A 24,009-nucleotide genomic window follows, 5' to 3' on the forward strand; every position below is an offset into this window, starting at 1 on the left:
CTTTTGGGCTCAGCCCTCGATGATCAGCCGTTCGATCGTCGGCGCGGGGGCGTCGGGTTCGCTGTCGCTGTCGATGATGATCTGGAGATGTTCGACGCGCGGCGGGCTCTGGAAATGCGGGCCGCACAATTTGCGCCAGGCGAGGAAGGCGTCCGAGTTGCGAAACTCGACCATGTGATCCTCGATCGTCTCCCATTCGACGAACATGCGGTAGCGCGACGGTTGTTCGATCGACCGGTGGATGCGGAACGCGAGGCAACCCTGCGAGCCGAGGAACAGGCGCATCGCCTGCCGCGCCGCGTCCTCGAACGCCTGTTCGTGGCCGGGCTTGATGTCGATCTCGGCGAGTTCCTTGATCATCGCCCTCTCCCTGCGTCCGGGGAGGGGGCGGGTCAAGCCCTTCGCGTGCGGAAAATCGCGCATTTGCAATGATGCGCTGCAACAGATTGACCACCCCCGACCCGGCCCGTTAGACCGGCGATGCATCCAGCGAGGAGGACGTCCGTGTCGAAAATCTATCCCTCAGCCGAGGCCGCACTCGAAGGTCTGCTGTTCGATGGAATGACGATCTGTTCGGGCGGCTTCGGGCTTTCGGGCATTCCCGAGCGGCTGATCGACGCGATCGTCGCGGCGGGCACGAAGGGCCTCGTCATCGCGTCCAACAATTGCGGTATCGACGGGGAGGGGCTGGGCAAGCTGCTGCGCACCCGCCAGATCGCCAAGATGATCTCCAGCTATGTCGGCGAGAACAAGGAGTTCGAGCGCCAATATCTGTCGGGTGAGCTTGAGGTCGAGTTCAGCCCGCAGGGCACGCTGGCCGAGCGGATGCGCGCGGGCGGCGCCGGTATTCCGGGTTTCTATACCAAGACCGGCGTGGGCACGCTCGTCGCCGAGGGTAAGGAGCTCAAGGAGTTCGACGGCGAGACCTATGTTCTCGAACGCGGCATCCGCGCCGACCTGTCGATCATCAAGGGCTGGAAGGCGGACGAGGCGGGGAACCTGATCTTCCGCAAGACCGCGCGCAATTTCAACCAGCCGGCCGCGACCGCCGCGAACATCTGCGTCGCGGAAGTCGAGGAGATCGTGCCGGTCGGCTCGCTCGATCCCGACAGCATCCACCTGCCCGGCATCTATGTGAAGCGGCTGATCAACGGCAGCCCCTATGACAAGCGGATCGAGTTCCGCACAACGCGCCCGCGGGCCGCCGCGTGAAGCGCATCGCGGCCCTGATCGCGCTGGGCGGCTTGTCCGCATGCGCAGCGGCGCCCCAGCAGGCGGTGACCGCGCCGTCCTCGCGTCCGGCGGGGCCGGGGCCGACCTACCAATATCTCTACGGTTCGGGTGAGGGCGGGGCGATCTCGGTCCAGGCCTATGCTGCGCTGCTCAACCATGTCGCGGCCGTCGGGCGCCCGAAGAATAGCGTGGTGCTGGCCGAAGGCTCGACCCTTGCCGCGCCCAGCTTCGTGCCGTGCGGGGACAAGCCGCTCGCGGCGGTGTTCGACGTCGATGAGACGGTGCTGCTCAACCTCGGCTTCGAGGAGAAGGATGCGCGGCGCGGCGGCGGGCCGTTCGATCCCAAGGCGTGGGATCGCTGGGAACGCACCGGCGCGGCCGCGGTCGCCCCCGTGCCCGGCGCGGTCTATGCGCTGCGGCAGCTGCGCGCGAAGGGCGTGACCGTCATCTTCAACACCAATCGTTCGGCCGAGACCGCCGATCAGACGGTGGCTGCCGTGAAGAATGCGGGTCTGGGCGATTTCGTCCACGGTCAGGACTTGTTCCTGCAGGGCGACGACAGCGCCGGATCAAAGAAGGACGGCCGCCGATCGACCATTGCGTCGCGTTACTGCGTGATCGCGATGGGCGGCGACCAGCTGGGCGACTTCAGCGATATGTTCAACCAGATCGCCAGCCCGCGCGAACGGCGCGAGGCCGCCGGCCACGGCGAGGTCGCGCGGCTGTGGGGCAATGGCTGGTTCTTGCTGCCCAACCCGGTTTACGGCCCCGGTATGCGCGGGGGCTTCGACGACGTGTTTCCGACCGACAAAAGGTGGGACGATCCCGCCCAAGGAGCGAACTGACATGAGCTGGACCCGCGATCAGATGGCGGCGCGCGCGGCGCGCGAGCTTCAGGACGGCTTCTACGTCAATCTGGGCATCGGCATCCCGACGCTGGTCGCCAACAACATTCCCGACGGAATGACGGTGACGCTCCAGTCCGAAAACGGCATGCTCGGCATCGGCCCGTTCCCCTATGAGGGCGATGAGGATGCCGACCTGATCAACGCGGGCAAGCAGACGATCAGCGAACTGCCGTCGACCAGCTATTTCTCCTCGTCCGACAGCTTTGCGATGATCCGCGGCGGGCATATCGACCTGACCGTTCTCGGCGCGATGGAAGTGGCGGAGAATGGCGACATCGCCAACTGGATGATCCCCGGCAAGATGGTGAAGGGGATGGGCGGCGCGATGGATCTCGTCGCGGGCGTCAAGAAGATTATCGTGGTGATGGAGCATAATGCCAAGGACGGCAGCCCCAAGTTCATCCCGGCCTGCACCCTGCCGCTGACCGGCAAGAATGTGGTCGACATGATCGTGACCGACCTGTGCGTGTTCCAGCGCCCCGATCACGCATCGCCCTTCAAGCTGGTCGAACTGGCGCCGGGCGTCACCGCCGACGAGGTGAAGGCGAAGACGACCGCGCATTACGAGGCGTAAGCTCACCCCACGCGCCTCGTCATTGCGAGCGTAGCGAAGCAATCCAGGCCCGCATTAGAGAGGCTCGCGAGGCTCTCTAATGCGGGCCTGGATTGCTTCGTCGCCTGCGGCTCCTCGCAATGACGAGGGGGTGGTGAGTCGAACCGTTGCTGGCGTGCGACGATCGCCCGACTTTTTGGGCTGACGTGCGCGGCGGGGATGCTATGCCGGGGCATGATCGCGCCGTGGCAACCAAAACAGAACAAGCCTGAAAACCCGAACGCTTCCGAAAATCCCGATGCTCCCGTGCCGACGATCGTTTCGATCGAACGCGGGCTGGTGGTCGGCGGTGTCGTGCTGTTCGTACTGCTGCTCGCCTTCGTCGCGGTCGGCGGCATTTACTGGCGCAAGGCGCAGACGCCGGCGGCCCCGCAGGGCAAGGCGCGGCTGTCGATCGATCTGAGCCGGATCGGCATCAGCAAGGTCGGCCCGACGCGGATCGATTATGGCCGGCTCGATGCCCGCATGCAGCGGCTCGCCGACAAGAAGGGCGTCGTCGGCATCGCGATCGCGACGATCGAAAATGGCGAGGTGAGCTTCGCCAAGGGCTATGGCGTCACGACCGATGGCAAGGACGGCAGCCCCGTTACCGCGCACACCATCTTCCGCTGGGCGTCGGTGTCGAAGGGGGTGGCGGGGACCCTGCTCGCCAAGATGGCGGCGGAGAAGAAGCTGTCGCTCACCGATCCGATCGCGAAATGGGCGCCCTCGCTCAAGCTCCGCGACGGGGCAGAGCAGGTCGCGACGGTCGAGAATGTCCTCTCGCAGAGCCTGGGCATCTGGAAGAACGCCTATGACGACGACCTTGAGCATGGGCATGATCCCAAGGAGATCCGCAGCCGGCTGAACGCCATTCCGCTGCTCTGCCCGCCCGGCAAATGCTATTCGTATCAGAATATCGCCTATGATGCGGCGAGCGAGGCGGCCGAGAATGCGGGGCGCAAGCCCTACGCCCAACTGGTCGAGGAAAAGCTGTTCCGGCCGCTGGGCATGCAGACCGCGAGCATCGGGCGCGACGGCCTGGTCAATGCGCCAAGCTGGGCGCCGCCGCACAATGGCCGGCGCGAGCTGAAGGTCGAGGAATCCTATTACAAGGTGCCGGCGGCCGGCGGGGTCAACAGCTCGATCATCGACATGGCGTTGTGGATGCGCGCGCAGATGGGCGAAAGCCCGCACGTCCTGTCCGATCGGCTGCTCCACACGATCCACGATCCGCGGGTTCGCACATTCTCCATCCATCGCCTGCGCGACTATGATCAGCAGTTGAAGGACGCGTCCTACGGCTTGGGCTGGCGCAGCTATCACTATCAGGGACGCGAGGTGATCGGGCATCGCGGGGCGGTCGCAGGCTATCGGTCGCTGATCCTGTTCGATCCGATCCTGAAGGCCGGGGTGGTGATGCTGTGGAACTCCGACGCCGTCGAACCGACGGGTATGCAGTTGGAAGTGTTCGATATGCTCTATCACCTGCCGTTCAAGGACTGGACGGAACTGGATCGATAGTCCGGCTGTTGACAGCCCCACCTGATCCCACTATCCGCACCCATTCCCAACGAGCCCGGATTCGGTACCGCTATACGCGTGTGCCGCGTTTCGCGCGTGGTGGGGTGCCCCAAATCCGGGGCGAGCGTCGAGATAGGGCCGGCTTGCCAGTGGCCCTGTGGAGCAGGAGAAAAGCAAAGTGGCACGTATCGCGGGTGTCAATATCCCGACCAACAAGCGCGTCGAAATCGCGCTGACCTACATTCACGGCATCGGTCCGGCCAAGGCCAAGGAACTGACCACCAAGCTGGGCATCGCGCGTGAGCGTCGCGTTCAGGATCTGTCGGACCAGGAAGTCCTCCAGATCCGCGAAGCGATCGACGCCGGCTACACCGTGGAAGGCGATCTTCGCCGCCAGGTGGCGATGAACATCAAGCGTCTGATGGATCTGGCCTGCTATCGCGGCCTGCGTCACCGCAAGGGCCTTCCGGTCCGCGGCCAGCGCACGCACACCAACGCTCGCACCCGCAAGGGCAAGGCGAAGCCGATCGCCGGTAAGAAGAAGTAAGGGCTTGAGCGCTTCGCAAGGGGCGCTCGCTCTCTCAGGTAGGAACGGATAACATGGCACGTGAATCCCAGCGCATTCGCCGCCGCGAGCGCAAGAACATCACCGCCGGCGTCGCGCATGTGAACGCCAGCTTCAACAACACCATGATCACCATCACGGACGCGCAGGGCAATGCGATTGCCTGGTCGTCGGCCGGCATGATGGGCTTCAAGGGCAGCCGCAAGTCGACCCCTTACGCCGCGCAGGTCGCAGCCGAGGACGCCGGCAAGAAGGCCGCCGAGCATGGCGTCCGCACCCTCGAAGTCGAGGTCAAGGGCCCCGGTTCGGGCCGTGAGTCGGCGCTCCGCGCGCTGCAGGCGGTCGGCTTCCACATCACGTCGATCCGCGACGTGACGCCGATCCCGCACAACGGCGTGCGCCCGTCGAAGCGCCGCCGCGTCTGATCGGCACCTGGGAGGCGGTCCATCGGGCCGCCTTTCCGCACTAAGTTTCCCGGCGGGATGCATGATCCCGCCAAACCCCAGGGGACAAAATGGCTGTCAACGCAAAGAACTGGCAGGAACTCAAGAAGCCGAACGGCCTCGAGAAGAAGGCGAGCAGCGATAGCAAGCGCAAGGCGGCCTTCGTCGCCGAGCCGCTGGAGCGCGGCTTCGGCCTGACGCTGGGCAACGCGCTGCGCCGCGTGCTCCTCTCGTCGCTGCAGGGCGCGGCCGTCACGTCGATCAAGATCGAGAACGTGCTGCACGAATTCTCGTCGCTCGCCGGCGTCCGTGAGGACGTCACCGACATCGTGCTCAACGTGAAGCAGATCGCGCTGCGCATGCAGGGCGAAGGCCCGAAGCGCCTCCAGCTTTCGGCGACCGGCCCGGCCGAAGTCACCGCGGGCATGATCGCCACCACCGGCGATATCGAGGTGATGAACTCGGATCTGGTGATCTGCCACCTCGACGAGGGCGCGACCCTCAACATGGAACTGACCGCTGACGTCGGTAAGGGCTATGTCACCGCGGCTGCGAACCGCCCGGCGGACGCGCCGATCGGCCTGATTCCGGTCGACTCGCTCTACTCGCCGGTCCGCCAGGTGGCCTACAAGGTCGAGAACACCCGCGTCGGGCAGGAACTCGATTACGACAAGCTGACCCTGACGATCGAAACCGACGGCACGGTGACGCCTGAGGACGCGCTGGCCTATTCGGCGCGCATCCTGCAGGATCAGCTGCAGCTGTTCGTCCACTTTGACGACGGCATGGCCGTTACCGCGGCTCCGACCGCTGGTGGCGTTCCGGCTGCTGCCGGTGGCGCCGAGCCGGAAGGCGACAGCAACCAGCTCAACCGTTACCTTCTCAAGAAGGTCGACGAGCTCGAACTGTCGGTGCGTTCGGCCAACTGCCTCAAGAACGACAACATCATCTACATCGGCGATCTGGTTCAGAAGACCGAAGCCGAGATGCTGCGCACGCCGAACTTCGGCCGCAAGTCGCTCAACGAGATCAAGGAAGTCCTCGCTTCGATGGGGCTGCGCCTGGGCATGGAAATCCCCGGCTGGCCGCCTGAGAATATCGAGGAAATGGCCAAGAAGCTCGAACAGGAATTCTGATGTTCCGGGGAGGGTTTCGGCTCTCCCCATCATCAGCAGGGTAAGGGGCGGCACCCTTAATTGCCGCCTGGCCTGGGGTACCTCACACGGCCCTTTGACAAACGAAGGAAGAGACTATGCGCCATCGCGTTGGCGGTCGTAAGCTTCAGCGGACCGCATCCCACCGTACTGCCCTGTTCCGCAACCAGTCGGCTGCGCTGATCAAGCACGAGCAGATCACCACCACCCTCGCCAAGGCGAAGGAGCTTCGCCCCTATGTCGAGAAGCTGGTGACGCTCGCGAAGAAGGGTGGCCTGGCCAACCGTCGTCTGGCGCATGCGCGTCTGCTCGACGACACCCAGCTCAAGAAGCTGTTCGAAGTGCTGGCGGATCGTTACGCCTCGCGCAACGGCGGCTACACCCGCGTCATCAAGGCCGGCATCCGCGCTTCGGACGCTGCCCAGATGGCGATCATCGAATTCGTCGACCGTGACGTTTCGGCCAAGGGCCAGGATTCGGGTCCGGTCAACGTGGACGAGGACGAGGCCGAAGCGGCCTGATCTTCGCACCAGCGACGGAAATGAGGCCGGCGTCCTTCGGGACGCCGGCCTTTTTCTTTGTCTGCGACACGTTGTCTCAGGCGCGTGATAGCGGCCTGATCGGTTTGCGATGCCGAACTGTGTTCGAATAAACACCGGTTTATCGGCCAAAAATCGCCATTCGTCGAAATAGTGCGGCGCAGCAATAAAACGTCACCGGCATCTTACATTTCGGTTGCGCGGACCTCCTAGCTTGCAAACCTGTCAATTGCAGGAGTTTGCGCGTGCGTCAGTTTGAAAAGCCTAGTGACCAGAATCGATATGAATCGCTCCGCGCTTCGCTGATGATGCTGTGCTTCGGCTTGGGCGTGCTGGCGTTCCTGATCGTGATCGGGCGTTCCGAATGGTTCCACCTGCGTCCGGCTTCGGGCACGGCGGCGGCGATGGCCAATGCGGGCAGCCATGCCGGATCGAACGCGACCGAGCATGCGAGCGCGCATGCCGGCGATCTTCCCGGCGAAGATGGGGTAGAGATCCGCTAGGCGACCAACGATTGCGCATGTAGGTTGCCCCCATGATCGTCAATGCCGCGCCGAGCATGAAGCAGATCGCCCTGGAGGTGTGGAAGCCGCTGTCGCTTCTGTTCGTCTGGGACGTGTTCGTCACCATCACTTACTATGTCCTGCCCTTCGACGCGCCCGAACTGCCGGTAACGGTGTTCGGCTCGGCGTTGGCGCTGTTCCTCGGGTTCCGAAGTAATTCCGCCTATCAAAGATGGTGGGAAGGGCGCGGCCTGTGGGGCCTGATGATCAACGCCAGCCGCAACATCGCGCGGCAGGCGCGCAATTTCCTGCCCGATCCCGAAGCGCGCGACATGAAGCGCACGATCGTGCTGCGCCAGATCGCCTATGTCCACGCGCTGCGTTGCCAGCTGCGCCGGCAGAGCCCGGACGAGGAGGTGCTGCGCTTCCTGTCGAAGGGCGAGGCGGACTTCGCGCTCGCACGCACCAACACCGCCAACGGACTTGTCGATGGCACCGGCCGCCGGATCGATACCGCGCGCAAGAATGGGTGGATCGATACGATTCAGCAGAGCGCGATGGAAAGCGTGCTGGTCGACATCGCCAATGCCCAGGGCGGCATGGAGCGGCTGAAGAACACGCCGTTGCCGTTCCAGTATCGCTTCTTCCCGACCCTGTTCACCCACATGTTCTGCATCCTGCTGCCGATCGGGCTGGTCGAGACGCTGGGTTTCGCGACGCCGCTGGGCTCGACGATCGCGGGGCTGATGTTCCTGGCTGTGCTGGCGATCGGCGACGATCTGGTCGATCCGTTCGCGAACACCGTCCACGATCTGCCGCTGAGCGCGATGTGCCGCACGATCGAGATCGATCTGCTTCAGGCCATCGGGGACGAGGCGCCCGCGCCGATGCAGCCGGTCAACGGCATCCTCTGGTAAGCGTCGTCAGCCGCCTGCGTGGCGGCTGCGGAAACCCGCCGGCGTCTCGCCGGTCAGCTGGTGAAATGCCCTGGCGAAGGCGCTGAGCGAGGCATAGCCGACATCGGCGGCAACGTCCGTGACGCGCCGTCCCTCCGCCAGCAGGCCCATCGCGGCGAGGATACGGGCCTGCGCGAGCCACGCCTGCCATCCCATCCCGGTCTCGCGCGCGAATAGGCGGCGGAAACTGCGTTCGGACAGCGCCGCCACCGCGATCGCGCCGGCCTGCGTCGCGCTGTCCAGATGCGTAGCCGCATAGTTCATCGCGCGGATGATCGAGGGATGCGCGGCGCCCGGCAGGAACAGCGGCAATTCGCTGTCCAGCCACTCGCCGCACATCAGGCCCAGCGTCTGGAGGAAGCTGGCGGCGAGGGGATCGCTCTCGCTCGCGCCCATTGGCCAGCGGGTCGCGTGGAGGATCATTTCGCGCATCAACGGGCTGGCGCTCAGGATCCGCACGCGGTCCGATCCATCGGCCACCACGTCGGGCGAGAAATAGAGCGACGCCCCGTCGACATCGGCGATCAGCGTGCGGTGACGTGTCCCGGCGGGTATCCACGCCGCGCGCCCCTTAGGCAGGACATGCCGGCCGCGCTCGCTTTCGATCTGGGTGGCGCCCTCCAGCGCGTAGATCAGCTGGTGATAGGGGTGGGTGTGCCAATCGTAGAACAGGTGCCGCGCGCGATCTAGGAAGGCGAAGCCGACCCCTTCGGGGCGATCGAGCCCGTGCGATTGGAGCAGCGAGCGGGTTTCCTTGGCGTCGAGCGTGCGCATGGCCGATTTTCGATGATCTATGGCCGACATGCGTTAGCCGGCCAATTGGCTGCGGGCTAGTCCTCTCCACCTCAAAGGAGACGCACATGAACGCTACCGCACATGATCGACGGATCGTCGACCAGTTCACCCGTTGGGCCAAGCCCTTCGCCGATCTGCCCCTCCATGCCGAGGCGGAGGCGATGGAGCGCACGCTGGCCGCCTGCGCGCTCACGGCGGATGCGGACGTGCTCGACGTCGCCTGCGGCCCCGGCATCCTCGCCTGCGCGATGGCGGGGCAGGCGCGGCACGTGACGGGTATCGACCTGACTCCCGCGATGATCCAACAGGCCGAGGCGCGGCAGGCGCGGGAAGGGCGAAGCAACCTCGAATGGCATGTCGGCGATGCGACCGCCTTGCCCTTTGCGGACGGCGCCTTCGATCGGGTGACGACGCGCTACAGCTTCCACCACATGCCCGATCCGGCGGCGGCGCTGGCGGAGATGGTGCGCGTGTGCCGGCCGGGCGGCCTGATCGTGGTGATCGATGCGACCCCCGCACCCGACAAGCAGGCCGCCTATGACATGATGGAGACGCTGCGCGATCCATCGCACACCAGCGCGCTCACGCTCGACCAGTTGCGCGCGATCGGGCGCGAGGCGGGGCTGCGCGAGGCCGTGATCGACGATTATCGGCTCGCGGCGCGGCTCGCTCCGTTGGCCGATGCGCAGGATATGGCGGCGCTGAACGCGTTGTTCGACGGCGATATTGCCGGGGGGCAGGATCGCATCGGCGTGGGCGCGTGGCGCGATGCCGATGGGATCGGCTTCCACTTCCCAGTGTCGATCGTCGCCTGGGATCGCTGACCCACAAAAAAGGCCGCCGTTCCGGGTTGGAACGGCGGCCCCTTCGAAGCGGCTATGCCGGGCGACTTACGCCCAGGCGGCCATTTCCTTTTCGAGGTTCACGCGGATTTCCTCGAAGAACTGCTCGGTGGTCATCCAGGGCTGATCCGGGCCGATCAGGATCGCGAGATCCTTGGTCATGCCGCCCTTTTCGACCGTCTCGATGCAGACGCGCTCGAGCGTCTCGGCGAACTTCACGACATCGGGCGTGTCGTCGAACTTGCCGCGGAACTGCAGGCCCTGCGTCCACGCGAAGATCGACGCGATCGGGTTGGTCGAGGTCTGCTTGCCCTGCTGGTGCATGCGATAGTGGCGGGTGACGGTGCCGTGCGCGGCTTCCGCCTCGATCGTCTTGCCGTCGGGCGACATCAGAACCGAGGTCATCAGGCCCAGCGAGCCGAAGCCCTGCGCGACGGTGTCCGACTGGACGTCGCCGTCATAGTTCTTGCAGGCCCAGACGAACTTGCCCGACCACTTGAGCGCCGAGGCGACCATGTCGTCGATCAGGCGGTGTTCGTAAACGATGCCGGCGGCCTTGAACTTGTCGGCGAACTCGGCGTCGAACACTTCCTGGAACAGATCCTTGAAGCGGCCGTCATAGGCCTTGAGGATCGTGTTCTTGGTCGACAGGTAGAGCGGCCATCCGCGATCGAGCGCGTAGTTCATGCTGGCCTTGGCGAAATCGCGGATCGATTCGTCGAGGTTGTACATGCCCATCGCGACACCGGCCGACGGGAAATCGAACACTTCATATTCGAGTTCCTGGCCGTCCGTGCCGGTCCACTTCATGGTCAGCTTGCCCGCACCCGGCACCTTGAAGTCGGTCGCGCGATACTGATCGCCGAAGGCGTGACGGCCGACGACGATCGGGTCGGTCCAGCCCGGAACCAGGCGGGGAACGTTCTTGATCACGATCGGCTCGCGGAACACCACGCCGCCCAGGATGTTGCGGATCGTGCCGTTCGGCGACTTCCACATCTTCTTCAGGCTGAATTCTTCGACGCGCGCTTCGTCCGGGGTGATCGTGGCGCACTTCACGCCCACGCCATACTGCTTGATCGCATTGGCGCTATCGATCGTGATCTGGTCGTTGGTCTCGTCGCGCTTCTCGACCGAGAGATCATAATATTTCAGGTCGATGTCGAGATAGGGAAGGATCAGGCGCTCGCGAATCCACTGCCAGATGATGCGGGTCATCTCATCGCCGTCGAGTTCGACGACCGGGGTTTTCACCTTGATCTTCGCCATGTCCTGAATGCTCCGGGTCTGTTTTTGTCGGATGGTCCCTATTGCAGCGCGGGAGCGTGATCAACCGGGCTGGGCCGATTGGGGGCGCTTTTTCGGGCCTGCGAGGGAACGGATCGCCCGCGCGGCGATTGTCACGGCTGCGCACCGGCCATAGGATGCCGCGATGACATCGCTCGAAAAGCCCGACATCGGCACCACTTCCGTCAAGTGGCGCTGGCCCAGCGTCCATCCCGAAGGGCGCAAATTCGTCCTGATCGCCGCTGTGATCTGCCTGATCTTCGCGATCATGGCATGGGAAACGCTCGCCTGGCCGATGGGGTTGGTGACGATCTGGGTCGCGGCCTTCTTCCGCGATCCGATCCGCACGACGCCGATCGGCGAAGGGCTGGTGATCGCGCCGGCCGATGGCCTCGTCACCATGATCGTCAATGTGCCGCCGCCGCGCGAGATGGCGGGGCCGGATGGCCTCGGCGATGGGCCGATGACGCGCGTCTCGATCTTCATGTCGGTGTTCGACGTCCACATCAATCGCACGCCGATCCCCGGCGTGATCAAGCGCGTCGCCTATATCGCCGGCAGCTTCCTCAACGCCGACCTCGACAAGGCGAGCGAGGAGAATGAGCGGCAGCATATCCTGGTCGAAGCGCCGGATGGCACACGGATCGGCTTCACCCAGATTGCGGGCCTGGTCGCACGCCGGATCGTGCCGTTCGTGAAGCCGGGCGACACCGTCGGCATCGGCCAGCGTATCGGCTTGATCCGCTTCGGCAGCCGCGTCGATGTCTATCTGCCTGCGGGCACTGGCCATCGCCTGACGATCGGCCAGCGCACGATCGCGGGCGAGACCGTCATCGCCAAGCTGGGCGAGGCCGACCGGACGGTTGGTTCGGCGCAATGATTCGTCCTCGCCGCGAAAATATCCGCCGGGGCATTCCTGCGCGTGCCGTCGCCCCCAATGCGGTGACGGCACTTGCGCTCTGTTCCGGCCTCACCGGCGTTCGCTTCGCGATTGCGGGGGAGTGGGAAAAGGCAATGCTCGCGATCGCGATCGCGGGCGTGCTCGACGGCCTCGACGGGCGAATCGCACGCTTGCTGAATGCGCAGAGCCGCTTCGGCGCCGAACTCGATTCGCTGTCCGACGTGATCGCCTTCGGCGTTTCGCCCGCGATCATCGTCTATCTGTGGGCGCTGCAGGATCTGCCGCGCTTCGGCTGGATCTTCGCTTTGGGCTATGCGGTGTGTGCCGCGCTCCGCCTCGCGCGCTTCAACGCCTCGCTTGATTCGGTCGAATCGCCCCGAAAGAGTGCCGGCTTCCTGACCGGCGTGCCCGCGCCTTTGGGGGCGGGGCTGATGCTCGTGCCTGTCGCGATGTGGCAATGGACGGGGATCGAACATATTCGCGATCCCTTCTTCATCTGCGCCTGGTCGGCCCTGTCGGGCGGGCTGATGATATCGGATCTCGCCACCTACAGCTGGGGCTCGCTCCATGTATCGCGGTCGTGGCGGCTGCCGATGATCCTGATCGTCGCAATCCTGGGGGCGACACTGTTCACCGCCCCCTGGCACACGCTGAGCGCGATCATGCTCGGCTATCTGGCAACCGTGCCGTTCAGCGTCATCGCTTATGCGCGGATCAGGCGGCAGCGCGCATCCCAGCGCGCGGAGCCAGCTTCGCTTCCCGAATGATGCGGACCCGGCGCTCGGCGCCGGGGCGGAGCGGCGGCACGGCGGGCTTCGGCTCGATCCCGAAAGCGCGCAGGAACATGGGCAGTTCGGACTTCACGCCCGCGACGATCGTCGCGACGGCGAACAGGAGAATTGCGGAAAACATCGCACCGGAAAGCAGAGTCAGCATCACGTCGTCCCTTTCGTCCGACCGTTCCCCCCTTTCGCGTTCGGCCCGAGATTATGTCGGGAAAAGCGCCCGGAACGGCTTGTTCGTTCCTTATGTTCATGATTTGTTCTTTCCGTCAAGCCTTGATTTCCAACGGCAGGTCGCATAAAGGCCCGCGCATTCCACATGTGGGGCGCACATACCGGTGCCGGGTTTCCCGGTTCCTGCCCCACAGAGGTTCAACCGGGTAAGGAGAAAATCCTATGGCGGCTCCCACCGTCTCCATGCAGGCGTTGCTCGACGCCGGCGCGCACTTCGGCCACCAGACTCACCGCTGGAATCCGAAGATGAAGCCGTATCTCTTCGGGGATCGCAACGGCGTCCACATCATCGATCTGTCGCAGACCGTGCCGCTGATGGCGCGTGCGCTCGACTTCATCTCGCAGACCGTTTCGCACGGCGGCAAGGTTCTGTTCGTCGGCACCAAGCGCCAGGCGCAGGAGCCGATCCGCGAAGCCGCGCTCCGCGCCGGTCAGCACTATGTCAACCACCGCTGGCTGGGCGGCATGCTCACCAACTGGAAGACGATCAGCCAGTCGATCAAGCGCTACAAGAGCCTTGAGGAGCAGCTGTCGGGCGAGACCCACGGTCTCACCAAGAAGGAAGTGCTGCAGCTGACCCGCGAGCGCGACAAGTTCGAGCTGTCGCTGGGCGGCATCCGCGACATGGGCGGCATCCCGGACGTGATGTTCGTGATCGACGCCAACAAGGAAGAGCTGGCGATCAAGGAAGCCAACACGCTGGGTATCCCGGTCGTCGCGATCCTCGATTCGAACGTGTCGCCCGACGGCATCGCCTTCCCGATCCCGGCGAATGACGACGCGGCCCGCGCGATCCGCCTCTACTGCGAAGCGGTTGCCGAAGCGGCGACCCGTGGCGGCAACAATGCCCGCCAGGCGCAGGGCGAGGATTTCGGCGCGGCCGTTGAGCCGCCGGTCGAAGAAGCGCTGGCCTAAGCCAATCGATTCCGGCCGCTCGTTTCGATGGGCGGCCGCGAGTCATCAAATTGTCTCGGCCTGGTCCGAGACGCGCGGGGGTAGGTGCGGCGACGTGCCTTCCCCCGTCCGGTAACTGAGAAAGGACATAATATGGCGGAGATCACCGCTGCTGCCGTCAAGGATCTGCGCGAGAAGTCCGGCGCGGGCATGATGGACTGCAAGAAGGCGCTGACCGAGACCAACGGCGACATGGACGCCGCGATCGACTGGCTGCGCACCAAGGGCCTCGCCACCGCCGCCAAGAAGTCCAGCCGCACCGCGGCCGAGGGGCTGGTCGGCGTCGCCGTCGAAGGCACCAAGGGTGCCGCGGTCGAGGTGAACTCGGAAACCGACTTCGTCGCCAAGAACGATCAGTTCCAGGATTTCGTCCGCACCGTTTCGAAGCTGGCGCTGACCACCGGCAACGAAATCGACGCGCTGGCCACTGCCGCCTATCCGGGTGGTGAAGGCACCGTCGCCGACAAGCTGACCTCGAACGTCGCGACGATCGGTGAAAACCAGACGCTGCGTCGCGCCAAGGTTGTCGAAGTCGCGCAGGGCGTGGTCGTTCCCTACGTCCACAATGCGGCGGCTCCGGGCCTCGGCAAGATCGGCGTGCTCGTCGCGCTCGAGGGCGATGCCCCGGTCGCCGAGATGGAATCGCTGGGCAAGCAGATCGCGATGCACATCGCCGCTGCCTTCCCGCAGGCGCTGACCGAAGACGGCCTCGATCCGGCCGCGATCGAGCGTGAGCGCGCGATCGCCGCTGAAAAGGCCGCCGAATCGGGCAAGCCCGCCAACATCATCGAAAAGATGGTCGAAGGCGCGGTCGCCAAGTACCGCAAGGAAAACGCGCTGATCAGCCAGATCTTCGTGATGGACAACAAGACCCCCATCGCACAGGTCATCGCCGCCGCCGCCAAGGCCGCCGGTGGTTCGATCACGCTCAAGGACTATGTCCGCTTCCAGCTCGGTGAAGGCATCGAGAAGGAAACGAGCGACTTCGCCGCCGAAGTCGCCGCTGCGGCCAAGGGCTAAAACCCCGTCCAAAGAAGGCCCGCTCTCCCGCGCGGAGGGCGGGCCTTTTTTTATGCCTGTCCTCCCCCGCCAGGGGGAGGTGGCGCCGAAGGCGACGGAGGGGGAGGTAAGCGGCCAATTAGCGGCCCGAATCCTCCCCCTCCGTCAGCTGCGCTGACACCTCCCCCTGGCGGGGGAGGATAAAGGTCAGAACTCCGGCTTGGCAGTTTCCGCCACCCCCTCTAAGGTGCGCGGCCAGCCGGGCCAAATCACACAATAAGGGATCGCACCACCGATGGATCAACCGCGCTTCAAACGTATCCTCTTGAAGCTGTCGGGTGAGGTGCTGATGGGGCCGGACGGCCTCCTGATCGATCCCAGCATCACCGCGCGCGTCGCAGGCGAAATCCAGCAGGCGAAGGACATGGGCTATGAAGTCTGCGTCGTCGTCGGCGGGGGCAATATCTTCCGCGGCCTTGCGGGCGCGGCCAAGGGCTTCGATCGCGGCAGCGCCGATTATATGGGCATGCTGGCGACCGTGATGAACGCGCTCGCCGTGCAGAATGCGCTCGAGAAGATCGGCGTCGATACCCGCGTCCAATCGGCCATCCCGATGCCGGCGGTGTGCGAGCCGTTCATCAAGCGCCGCGCCGAACGCCATCTGGAAAAGGGCCGCGTGGTGATCTTCGCCGCGGGCACCGGCAATCCCTATTTCACCACCGACACCGGCGCCGCGCTGCGCGCTGCCGAGATGAAGTGCGACGCCCTGTTCAAGGGCACGTCGGTCGACGGCGTTTACGATGCCGATCCGAAGAAGGTGGCGACCGCCAAGCGCTATGAAACGGTCAGCTTCAATCGCGTCCTGGCCGACGACCTGAAGGTCATGGACGCGAGTGCTGTGGCTTTGTGCCGAGACAATCATATCCCGATCGTCGTGTTCAACATCCGCGAACTGGGCAATTTTGCCAAGGTTCTGACGGGTGAGGGCGTTGCCACGATCGTGCAGAACGAAGGAGAATAGGGCATGGCCGCCTATGATAAAGCCGATCTCGAACGCCGTATGGCGGGTGCCGTCGAAGCGCTGAAAAGCGATCTGGTCGGCCTGCGCACCGGCCGCGCTTCGGTGAACCTGCTCGATCCGGTGACGGTTGAGGTATATGGTGCCCATATGCCGCTCAATCAGGTCGCCACCGTCACCGCGCCCGAGCCCCGGCTGCTGTCGGTGCAGGTGTGGGACAAGTCGAGCGTCGGCCCGGCCGACAAGGCGATCCGTTCGGCGGGCCTCGGCCTCAACCCGATCGTCGATGGCCAGACGCTGCGCATTCCGATTCCCGACCTGACCGAGGAGCGCCGCAAGGAACTCGCCAAGCTCGCCGGCCAATATGCCGAAAAGGCGCGCGTCGCCGTCCGCAACGTCCGCCGCGACGGTATGGACAATCTCAAGACCGACGAGAAGAAGGGCGAGATCAGCGAGGATGATCGCAAGCGCCGCGAAACCGAGGTCCAGAAGCTGACCGACAGCACGATCGCCGAACTCGATGCGGCGGCGGCGGCCAAGGAAAAGGAAATCCTGGGTAAGTGAGCGGCCTGCCGGCCAGCAACGTCACGGATCCCGTTCCTGTCACGGGCGACGGCCCGCGTCATGTCGCGATCATCATGGACGGCAATGGCCGCTGGGCGAAGCGCCGCTTCCTGCCGCGCGTGGCCGGCCACAAGGCGGGTGCGGAGGCGGTGCGCCGCACCGTCACCGCCGCGGCCGACATGGGGCTGGGCGCGCTGACGCTCTACGCTTTCTCGTCGGAGAACTGGCGCCGCCCGGCGGAGGAAGTCTCCGACCTGATGGGCATATTGCGCCATTATCTGCGCAAGGAAGTGGCGGAGCTTCACAAGAACGGCATTCGCCTGCGCACGATCGGCGATATCGGCGCGCTGGAAGGCGATCTGATCGATCTGATCCGCGAAGGCGTGGAGCTGACCAAGGACAATAGCCGGCTCGATTTCGTGCTGGCGCTCAATTACGGCGCGCAGGACGAAATGGTTCGCGCGGTGCGGGATATCGCGCGTGAAGTCGCGGCCGGGCGGCTCGATCCGTCGGCGATCGAGCCCGGCGCGATCGAGGCGCGGCTCGACACCAGCGATCTGCCCCCGCTCGATCTGATCATCCGTACCTCGGGCGAGCGGCGGTTGTCCAACTTCCTGTTGTGGCAGGCGGCCTATGCCGAACTTTTGTTCGTCGACACGCTCTGGCCCGATTTCGATGCCGATACGCTGGCCGCCGCGATCGCCGATTTCGGCGCGCGCGACCGCCGCTTCGGGGGCCGCTGAGGCTTTCGCATGAGCCGCGAGCTTCGGACGCGAATCCTGTCGGGGATCGTGATGATCGCCGTGGCGCTGGGTGCGCTCCTCTATGGCGACATCGCCTTCTGGGCGCTGGTGGCGGTGCTCTCCGTGACGATGATGCACGAATGGGCGATGATGGCGGGCGTGCCTAAGTGGAAATGGGCGCTGGCCGTCGGCGTCGCGCTCATGCTGCAGGCCTATTCGCTCTATTTCGACGCCAGCGTGCCGGTGCGTGATCCCGGATCGCTCGCGACCGAGGCGGTGATGATCGCCGGCTTGTCCGCGATCCTGCTCGCGGTCGTCACCTTCACCGCGCGGCTCGGTTGGGGGCTGCTCTATGCGACCCTGCCGGCGCTGGCCCTCCTCTATCTGCGCGAACAGCCGGCGGGCCTTGCGCTTGCTCTGTTCACGATGGTGATCGTCTGGGCGACCGATATCGGCGCCTATTTCGCCGGCCGCACGATCGGCGGGCCGAAGCTCGCGCCGAAGCTCAGCCCGAACAAGACCTGGGCGGGGCTGATCGGCGGCGCGGTCGCGGCCGAAATCGTGGGATCGCTGGTCGCGTGGCAGATGGGGCTGCCGATGATCCTCGCTTCGGCCTGCGCGCCGCTTGCGGTGCTGGCGCAGATGGGCGATCTTTTCGAGAGCTGGCTGAAACGCATTTCGGGCGTGAAGGACAGCGGCAGGATCCTGCCGGGGCATGGCGGCGTGCTCGATCGGCTCGATGGGCTGGTGCCGGTGGCGGTGATCATGGCGGCTTTGGTGGCCGCAGGGGTGTTGCATGGGGCGTAGCATTTCCATTCTCGGGGCGACGGGATCGATCGGCACATCGACCCTCGACCTGATCGAGCGCGATCCCGATGCGTATCGGATCGAGGCGCTGACGGCGCAGCGCGACGTGGCCGGCCTCGCCGCCGCCGCGCGCCGCACCAACGCGCGGATCGCGGTGATTGGGGATGAAGCGCTCTACGCCGATCTGAAGGCCGCGCTGGCCGGTTCGGATGTCGAGGCCGCTGCCGGTCCCGATGCGATCGTCGAGGCTGCGGCGCGCGGCGCCGAATGGACGATGGCGGCGATCGTCGGCACTGCGGGGCTCAAGCCGGTCATGGCCGCGCTGGGGCAGGGTGGGGCGGTCGCCCTCGCCAACAAGGAGGCTCTGGTCTCCGCCGGCGAGTTGATGACGCAGGCGGCGCAGCGCCACGGCGCGACTTTGCTGCCGGTCGATTCCGAACATAATGCCGTCTTCCAATGCTTCGATGCCGACCGGCCGAACCGCATCCGCAAGGTGACGCTGACCGCCAGCGGCGGCCCGTTCCGCGAATGGAGCCTCGATGCGATGCGCGCCGCCACGCCCGCACAGGCGGTGAAGCATCCCAACTGGTCGATGGGCGCGAAAATCTCGGTCGATTCGGCCACCCTGATGAACAAGGGGCTCGAACTGATCGAGGCGCACCACCTGTTCCCGCTGGGCGCCGACGCTTTCGATGCGGTGATCCATCCGCAGTCGGTGGTCCACGCGCTCGTCGAATATGTCGATGGGTCGGTGCTCGCGCAGCTCGGTTCGCCCGACATGCGGACCCCGATCGCGCACTGCCTTGCCTGGCCGGACCGGATGGAGACGCCATGTCGCCGGCTCGATCTCGCCAGCATCGGCCGGCTCGATTTTGCCGCGCCCGATCTCGATCGCTTCCCAGCACTCGGCCTCGCCAAGGATGCGCTGGCGGCGGGCGGGGCGCGTCCCGCGATCCTGAACGCGGCCAACGAGATTGCCGTCGCGGCCTTTCTGGGCGGGCGGATCGGTTTTCTCGATATCGCGTTAACGGTCGCGAAGGTCCTCGACCGCTACGATCCGCCGGCGCCCGCGCATCTCGACGATGTGCTGGCGATCGATGCCGAGGCGCGTAGGGTCGCCCTTGCGGCTACGGAGGTTCTTGCGGCGTGACCGACCAGCCTGGTTTCCTGTTCACTATCCTCGCGTTCCTGCTCGTCATCGGGCCGCTGATCTTCGTCCACGAACTCGGCCATTATTTCGCCGGGCGGCTGTGCGGGGTGAAGGCCGATGCCTTCTCGATCGGCTTCGGGCGCGAGATCATGGGCTATACCGACAGTCGCGGCACCCGCTGGAAGCTCGGCTGGATCCCGATGGGCGGTTACGTCAAGTTTGCCGGGGACATGAACCCGGCCAGCGTGCCCGATCCCGAATGGCTCAACCTGCCGCCCGAGGAGCGCGCAAAGACCTTCCAGGCGAAGGGCGTGTGGCAGCGTTTCTTCATCGTCGCGGCGGGACCGATCACCAATTTCCTCGTCGCGATCGGCATCTTCATGGCCTTCTTCGCGGCCTATGGGCAGCCGCGCACCCCGGCCGTCATCGCGGCGGTGCAGGAACAGGGGCCGGCGGCCAATGCCGGCCTGCGCATCGGCGACCGCGTGACCGCGATCGAGGGGCGTCAGGTCGATACGTTCGACGAGATGGCGGACATCATCCGCTTCCGCCCGAACGAGAAGCTGCGCGTCGATTATGTCCGCGACGGCCGCAACGCGACCGCGTGGATGACCACCGGCGTCGATGTCGAGCGGGATCGCTTCGGCAACGAATTCCGCAAGGGGCTGATCGGCGTGATGTCCGGCCAGCCGCTGATCGAGCCGGTGCCGCTGCACCAGCTTCCGGGCGCCGCGGTCAAGCAGACCTTTCACATCGTCCGCACGATGATCGACACGCTGGGCCAGATCATCAGCGGCCGTCGATCGGTCAAGGAACTGGGCGGGCCGATCAAGATCGCGCAGGTCTCGGGTCAGCAGGCGACTTTGGGCTGGATGAACGTCGTAATGCTGATGGCGCTCATTTCGATTAATCTGGGATTCATCAACCTGTTGCCAATCCCCATGCTCGATGGCGGGCATCTCGCCTTCTACCTCTATGAAGGCGTCGTGCGCAGGCCGGTGCCCGAGAAGGCGATGGAATGGGCTTTCCGTTCGGGTTTGGCGGTGCTGTTGAGCTTCATGATCTTCGTTACGCTCAACGATATTCTCTCGCTGGATGCGTTCGAGCGGCTTGCCGGGTTGATCGGCTGACGCGGATCGGGCAGTGACTGCCGACTTGGATCGCGCATGGTTTGCGAACCAGCAATATTTTTGACGTAAGGGCGGGGACGCGTGACGGCATCGACGGCGATCATCCAGGGCAAGCGCATGCTGCCGGCACTTCTGGTCGGTACGGTCCTGGGAGGATTGCCCGCCCCGCTGCTCGCGCAGCGTTCGGGCGCGGCACCTGTTCCGGCACCCACCGCCCCGGCGGCAACGCCCGCGCCCACCGGCGCGGCGGCGATCCGCGGTACGATCAAGCAGGTCAACGTGGCCGGATCGCAGCGTTTGGAAGCGGATACGGTCCGTTCGTATGTGAAGCTGCGCGCGGGCGAAGAATATTCGGCCGAAATGCTCGATCAGGCGCTCAAGGATCTCTACGCGACCGAGCTGTTCGCCGACGTGCAGGTGCGTGACGAAAACGGCGTCATCACGCTGCAGGTGCGCGAAAACCCGATCATCAACCGCGTCGTTCTGGAAGGTAACAAGCGGCTGAAGTCGGAAAAGATCAATCCCGAGATCAAGCTGGCCCCGCGCCAGATCTTCACGCGCTCCAAGGTGCGCGCCGACATCAACCGCATCATCGAACTCTATCGTCGCCAGGGCCGCTTCGCCGCGACGATCGAGCCGAAGATGGTCAACCTCGATCAGAACCGCGTCGACATCATCTTCGAAATCCACGAAGGCGATAAGTCGAAGGTCCGCAAGATCAACATCATCGGGAACGAGAAGTTCTCCGACGGCCGCCTGCGCGGCGAGATGGCGACCAAGCAGAGCGGCATCACCAAGATCTTCTCGTCGGGCACCAGCTACGATCCCGATCGTCTGGCCTATGACCAGCAGAAGATGCGCCAGTTCTACCTGACGAACGGCTATGCCGACTTCCGCGTCGTTTCGGCGATCGCCGAGCTGACGCCGGACAAGAAGGACTTCATCATCACCTACGTGGTGGAGGAGGGCGAGCGCTACAAATTCGGCGAAGTCGATCTGACCAGCGACATTCGCGACATCAAGGCAGCCGACTTCAAGTATATGCTGCCGATGAAGAAGGGCGACTGGTACAACGCCAAGATGGTTGAGGACACGGTGGACTCGATCACCGAAGCGACCGGCCTGTTCGGCTTCACCCCCGACGTCAGCCCCGATTTCCAGCGCGACAAGGATGAGCGGACGATGTCCGTCACCTTCAAGATCGCGGATTCGCCGCGCGTCTATGTCGAGCGCGTCGACATCAACGGCAACACGCATACCAAGGACAAGGTTGTCCGTCGCGAATTCCGTCTGTCGGAAGGCGATGCGTTCAACAGCTTCAAGGTGAAGCGTTCGCGCGACCGCATCAACTCGCTCGGCTTCTTCCAGGAGAAGTTCGAGGTCGAGCAAAAGCCGGGTTCGCAGCCCGATCGCGTCATCCTGGAGGCCAATGTCGAAGAAAAGTCGACCGGCGAACTGCAGGTGTCGGCAGGCTATTCGAGCCTTGAGAAGTTCATCGTCGATCTGTCGATCCGCGAACGCAACTTCATGGGCAAGGGCCAGGAAGTGCGCGCCAGCGTCTCCTACTCGACCTATTCGAAGTCGATCGAGCTGGGCTTCACCGAACCCTATCTGTTCGATCGCAACATCGCGGTCGGCTTCGACGTGTTCCGCCGCGATTACAACTCGTTCAACTTCGCAGGTAACAGCCGCCAGACGACCTACGAACAGACGACCACCGGTTTCCAGCTGCGCGCCGGCGTGCCGCTGACCGAGTTCGTCACGCTCGCGATGCGTTATGGCCTGAGCTATGACGAAGTGTCGCTCGACCAGTCGACCTTCTTCAGCGGCGGCCGATGCGATCCGCTGCTCGCGGGCCGCTATCTCTGCGACGCACTCGGCAACCGCCTGATCTCGTCGGTCGGCTACAGCCTTGTGTTCGACAATCTGAACAATCGCGTTCGCCCGACCCGCGGCAATCGCGTCGTGTTCGGTCAGGACTTTGCCGGCCTCGGCGGTGACGTGCGCTACATCCGCACCACCTTCAACGCCGCCAAATATTGGGGTCTGGGATCGGGCTTCGTCTTCTCGACCTCGCTCGAAGGCGGCTATATCAAGGGCCTCGGCCAGTCGATCCGCCTTACCGATCGCTTCTATCTGGGCAATCCGGATATGCGCGGCTTCGGTATTCGCGGCGTCGGCCCGCGCGTCCGCCGCTTCCCGTATGACGTGAGCAATCCGAACGCGCCGGTGCTGCTGACCGACCGTCAGAGCTACACCGACGACGCGCTGGGTGGCACGGCCTATTACAAGGCGCGCGCCGAACTCGAAATCCCGCTGGGCAATGGTGCGCGCGAACTGGGCCTGCGTCCGTCGATCTTCATGGATGTCGGCGCCGTCTTCGGCATCAAGGATCCGACGACGACCGACGGTTGTAACTCGCCGCCCAACACGCCGACCAACTGTAACCTGATCCAGCGCGCGCGCACCGATGGTAATGGCAACCAGCTTTACTATAGTCGCGATCCCAACGATCTGGTGTCGACCGATCCGTTGACGATCTCGTCGACGCCGAGCGCCTTTGCTGTCATCGATCAGCTGCCCGTTTATAAGGAGCAGTTCTTCGGCGACTCTGCTAAGCCGCGTGTCGCGGTCGGCATCGGCGTCAACTGGAACTCGCCGTTCGGACCGTTCCGTATCGATATTGCCAAGGCTCTGCTGAAGGAGCCGGGTGACCGTGCCAAAACCTTCAATTTCAACGTAGGGACACAGTTCTGATGATTTCCAAGCTGAAGATCGCGGCGCTTGCCGCCGGCGCTGCGCTCGCCTCGGTTTCCGCGCCCGCGCTGGCGCAGTTTGACGCGAGCCAGGGCACCGCGGTGATCAATCTCGACGCCGCCATCGTCCAGACCAACGCCTTCAAGACCGCCGAAGGCCAGATCAAGACGACCTATGCCGCGCAGATCACGCAGGTGCAGACCCGTCAGACCGCGCTCCAGACCGAGCTGACCCCGCTGCGCACCGAGATCGAGAACCTCCAGAAGAACCCGGCGACGCCGAAGGCCACGCTGGACGCCAAGATCGCGGCTTTCCAGACCAAGGCGCAGACCGCGCAGACCGAATTGCAGCGCCTCGCCGCGCCGTTCGCCCGCGCCGAAGCTTATGCCAAGGAACAGATCACCGCGAAGCTCGAGGCCGCCGTGCGCGCCGCGATGACCGCGAAGAAGGTTTCGGTCGCGCTGCAGCCCGACTCGGTCGTGCTCGCCACCCCGGCCGGCGATCTGACCCCCGACGTCGTGACCCAGCTCAACGCGCTGGTCCCCAGCGTCTCGATCACGCCGCCGGCCAACTGGCAGCCGGGCCAGGCCCAGCAGGCGCAGGGCGCCCCGGCGGGTCGCTGATCTGAA

The 24,009-nt window shown here is 64.8% G+C and carries 27 protein-coding genes; 23 read left to right on the top strand and 4 right to left on the bottom strand.

Going from position 1 to position 24,009, the window contains the following annotated elements; all coding sequences use genetic code 11:
- Positions 1-9 precede the first annotated feature (9 nt).
- Positions 10-360, bottom strand: coding sequence for an antibiotic biosynthesis monooxygenase family protein (locus EOD43_RS07955; RefSeq protein ID WP_127742747.1), 351 nt, complete (start codon positions 358-360; stop codon positions 10-12).
- Between the two features lie 144 nt (positions 361-504).
- Between EOD43_RS07955 and EOD43_RS07960 the strand changes: the two genes are divergently transcribed.
- From EOD43_RS07960 to EOD43_RS08005, 10 genes are all read left to right on the top strand, one after another.
- Positions 505-1,212 carry a CoA transferase subunit A gene (locus tag EOD43_RS07960; protein WP_206363504.1) on the top strand — a complete coding sequence of 236 codons (708 nt, stop codon included), beginning with the start codon at positions 505-507 and terminating at the stop codon, positions 1,210-1,212.
- Positions 1,209-2,078: an HAD family acid phosphatase gene (locus tag EOD43_RS07965; RefSeq protein ID WP_127742751.1), complete on the top strand. Its 870-nt coding sequence runs from the start codon at positions 1,209-1,211 to the stop codon at positions 2,076-2,078. The genes EOD43_RS07960 and EOD43_RS07965 overlap by 4 nt, the downstream gene beginning before the upstream one ends.
- Before the next feature lies 1 nt (position 2,079).
- Positions 2,080-2,715: a 3-oxoacid CoA-transferase subunit B gene (locus tag EOD43_RS07970; RefSeq protein WP_127742753.1), complete on the top strand. Its 636-nt coding sequence runs from the start codon at positions 2,080-2,082 to the stop codon at positions 2,713-2,715.
- Positions 2,716-2,928: 213 nt separating this feature from the next.
- Positions 2,929-4,257 carry a serine hydrolase domain-containing protein gene (locus tag EOD43_RS07975; RefSeq protein ID WP_127742755.1) on the top strand — a complete coding sequence of 443 codons (1,329 nt, stop codon included), beginning with the start codon at positions 2,929-2,931 and terminating at the stop codon, positions 4,255-4,257.
- A gap of 178 nt (positions 4,258-4,435) precedes the next feature.
- A complete protein-coding gene (gene rpsM / locus EOD43_RS07980; RefSeq protein WP_127742757.1) occupies positions 4,436-4,804 on the top strand; it encodes a 30S ribosomal protein S13 in 369 nt (122 codons plus the stop codon).
- A 53-nt stretch (positions 4,805-4,857) separates the two neighbouring features.
- Complete coding sequence (gene rpsK, locus EOD43_RS07985; protein ID WP_127742759.1) at positions 4,858-5,247, top strand: 30S ribosomal protein S11; 390 nt, start codon at positions 4,858-4,860, stop codon at positions 5,245-5,247.
- An 89-nt stretch (positions 5,248-5,336) separates the two neighbouring features.
- The gene (locus tag EOD43_RS07990; RefSeq protein WP_127742761.1) at positions 5,337-6,401 is read left to right on the top strand and encodes a DNA-directed RNA polymerase subunit alpha; all 1,065 of its coding nucleotides are present in this window, start codon (positions 5,337-5,339) and stop codon (positions 6,399-6,401) included.
- Positions 6,402-6,517: 116 nt separating this feature from the next.
- The gene (rplQ, locus tag EOD43_RS07995; protein ID WP_127742763.1) at positions 6,518-6,940 is read left to right on the top strand and encodes a 50S ribosomal protein L17; all 423 of its coding nucleotides are present in this window, start codon (positions 6,518-6,520) and stop codon (positions 6,938-6,940) included.
- A gap of 263 nt (positions 6,941-7,203) precedes the next feature.
- A complete protein-coding gene (locus tag EOD43_RS08000) occupies positions 7,204-7,461 on the top strand; it encodes a hypothetical protein (protein ID WP_127742765.1) in 258 nt (85 codons plus the stop codon).
- 32 nt (positions 7,462-7,493) lie between these two features.
- A complete protein-coding gene (locus EOD43_RS08005) occupies positions 7,494-8,378 on the top strand; it encodes a bestrophin family protein (protein WP_127742767.1) in 885 nt (294 codons plus the stop codon).
- A gap of 6 nt (positions 8,379-8,384) precedes the next feature.
- Here EOD43_RS08005 and EOD43_RS08010 read toward each other — a convergent pair whose 3' ends face one another.
- Entirely contained in the window at positions 8,385-9,191 is an 807-nt protein-coding gene (locus tag EOD43_RS08010; RefSeq protein WP_127742768.1) for an AraC family transcriptional regulator, read from the bottom strand.
- An 86-nt stretch (positions 9,192-9,277) separates the two neighbouring features.
- On the opposite strand from EOD43_RS08010, the gene EOD43_RS08015 reads away from it, so the two are divergent.
- A complete protein-coding gene (locus EOD43_RS08015; RefSeq protein ID WP_127742770.1) occupies positions 9,278-10,036 on the top strand; it encodes a class I SAM-dependent methyltransferase in 759 nt (252 codons plus the stop codon).
- Between the two features lie 66 nt (positions 10,037-10,102).
- On the opposite strand, the gene EOD43_RS08020 is transcribed toward EOD43_RS08015, so the two are convergent.
- A complete protein-coding gene (locus EOD43_RS08020; protein ID WP_127742772.1) occupies positions 10,103-11,323 on the bottom strand; it encodes an NADP-dependent isocitrate dehydrogenase in 1,221 nt (406 codons plus the stop codon).
- Positions 11,324-11,486: 163 nt separating this feature from the next.
- Here EOD43_RS08020 and EOD43_RS08025 point away from each other — a divergent pair, with 163 nt between their 5' ends.
- Entirely contained in the window at positions 11,487-12,221 is a 735-nt protein-coding gene (locus EOD43_RS08025; RefSeq protein WP_127742774.1) for a phosphatidylserine decarboxylase, read from the top strand.
- Positions 12,221-13,009, top strand: a complete 789-nt coding sequence (locus EOD43_RS08030; protein WP_127744671.1) for a CDP-alcohol phosphatidyltransferase family protein — start codon at positions 12,221-12,223, stop codon at positions 13,007-13,009. The genes EOD43_RS08025 and EOD43_RS08030 overlap by 1 nt, the downstream gene beginning before the upstream one ends.
- Here EOD43_RS08030 and EOD43_RS08035 read toward each other — a convergent pair.
- On the bottom strand, positions 12,957-13,178 hold the full coding sequence (locus EOD43_RS08035) for a hypothetical protein (protein WP_127742776.1): 222 nt from the start codon (positions 13,176-13,178) through the stop codon (positions 12,957-12,959). The two genes, EOD43_RS08030 and EOD43_RS08035, sit on opposite strands and share 53 nt — an antisense overlap.
- A gap of 242 nt (positions 13,179-13,420) precedes the next feature.
- Between EOD43_RS08035 and rpsB the strand changes: the two genes are divergently transcribed.
- From rpsB to EOD43_RS08085, 10 genes are all read left to right on the top strand, one after another.
- Positions 13,421-14,173 (top strand): 30S ribosomal protein S2, encoded by a 753-nt coding sequence (gene rpsB, locus EOD43_RS08040; protein ID WP_127742778.1) that lies wholly within the window; start codon positions 13,421-13,423, stop codon positions 14,171-14,173.
- Positions 14,174-14,305: 132 nt separating this feature from the next.
- Complete coding sequence (tsf, locus tag EOD43_RS08045) at positions 14,306-15,232, top strand: translation elongation factor Ts (protein ID WP_127742780.1); 927 nt, start codon at positions 14,306-14,308, stop codon at positions 15,230-15,232.
- Between the two features lie 274 nt (positions 15,233-15,506).
- Complete coding sequence (gene pyrH, locus EOD43_RS08050; protein ID WP_127742782.1) at positions 15,507-16,232, top strand: UMP kinase; 726 nt, start codon at positions 15,507-15,509, stop codon at positions 16,230-16,232.
- Positions 16,233-16,235: 3 nt separating this feature from the next.
- Positions 16,236-16,793: a ribosome recycling factor gene (frr, locus tag EOD43_RS08055; RefSeq protein WP_127742784.1), complete on the top strand. Its 558-nt coding sequence runs from the start codon at positions 16,236-16,238 to the stop codon at positions 16,791-16,793.
- Between the two features lie 74 nt (positions 16,794-16,867).
- Complete coding sequence (locus EOD43_RS08060; RefSeq protein ID WP_240653234.1) at positions 16,868-17,536, top strand: isoprenyl transferase; 669 nt, start codon at positions 16,868-16,870, stop codon at positions 17,534-17,536.
- A 9-nt stretch (positions 17,537-17,545) separates the two neighbouring features.
- Positions 17,546-18,343, top strand: a complete 798-nt coding sequence (locus tag EOD43_RS08065) for a phosphatidate cytidylyltransferase (RefSeq protein WP_127742788.1) — start codon at positions 17,546-17,548, stop codon at positions 18,341-18,343.
- Positions 18,333-19,493, top strand: a complete 1,161-nt coding sequence (locus tag EOD43_RS08070) for a 1-deoxy-D-xylulose-5-phosphate reductoisomerase (RefSeq protein ID WP_127742790.1) — start codon at positions 18,333-18,335, stop codon at positions 19,491-19,493. Before EOD43_RS08065 ends, EOD43_RS08070 begins: the two co-directional genes overlap by 11 nt.
- Complete coding sequence (locus EOD43_RS08075) at positions 19,490-20,623, top strand: M50 family metallopeptidase (RefSeq protein ID WP_127742792.1); 1,134 nt, start codon at positions 19,490-19,492, stop codon at positions 20,621-20,623. Before EOD43_RS08070 ends, EOD43_RS08075 begins: the two co-directional genes overlap by 4 nt.
- A gap of 117 nt (positions 20,624-20,740) precedes the next feature.
- Positions 20,741-23,380 (top strand): outer membrane protein assembly factor BamA, encoded by a 2,640-nt coding sequence (bamA, locus tag EOD43_RS08080; protein WP_127744672.1) that lies wholly within the window; start codon positions 20,741-20,743, stop codon positions 23,378-23,380.
- Positions 23,380-24,003, top strand: coding sequence for an OmpH family outer membrane protein (locus EOD43_RS08085; protein WP_127742794.1), 624 nt, complete (start codon positions 23,380-23,382; stop codon positions 24,001-24,003). Before bamA ends, EOD43_RS08085 begins: the two co-directional genes overlap by 1 nt.
- Positions 24,004-24,009 lie beyond the last annotated feature (6 nt).

Source organism: Sphingomonas crocodyli (assembly GCF_004005865.1).
GTDB classification, from domain to species: domain Bacteria; phylum Pseudomonadota; class Alphaproteobacteria; order Sphingomonadales; family Sphingomonadaceae; genus Rhizorhabdus; species Rhizorhabdus crocodyli.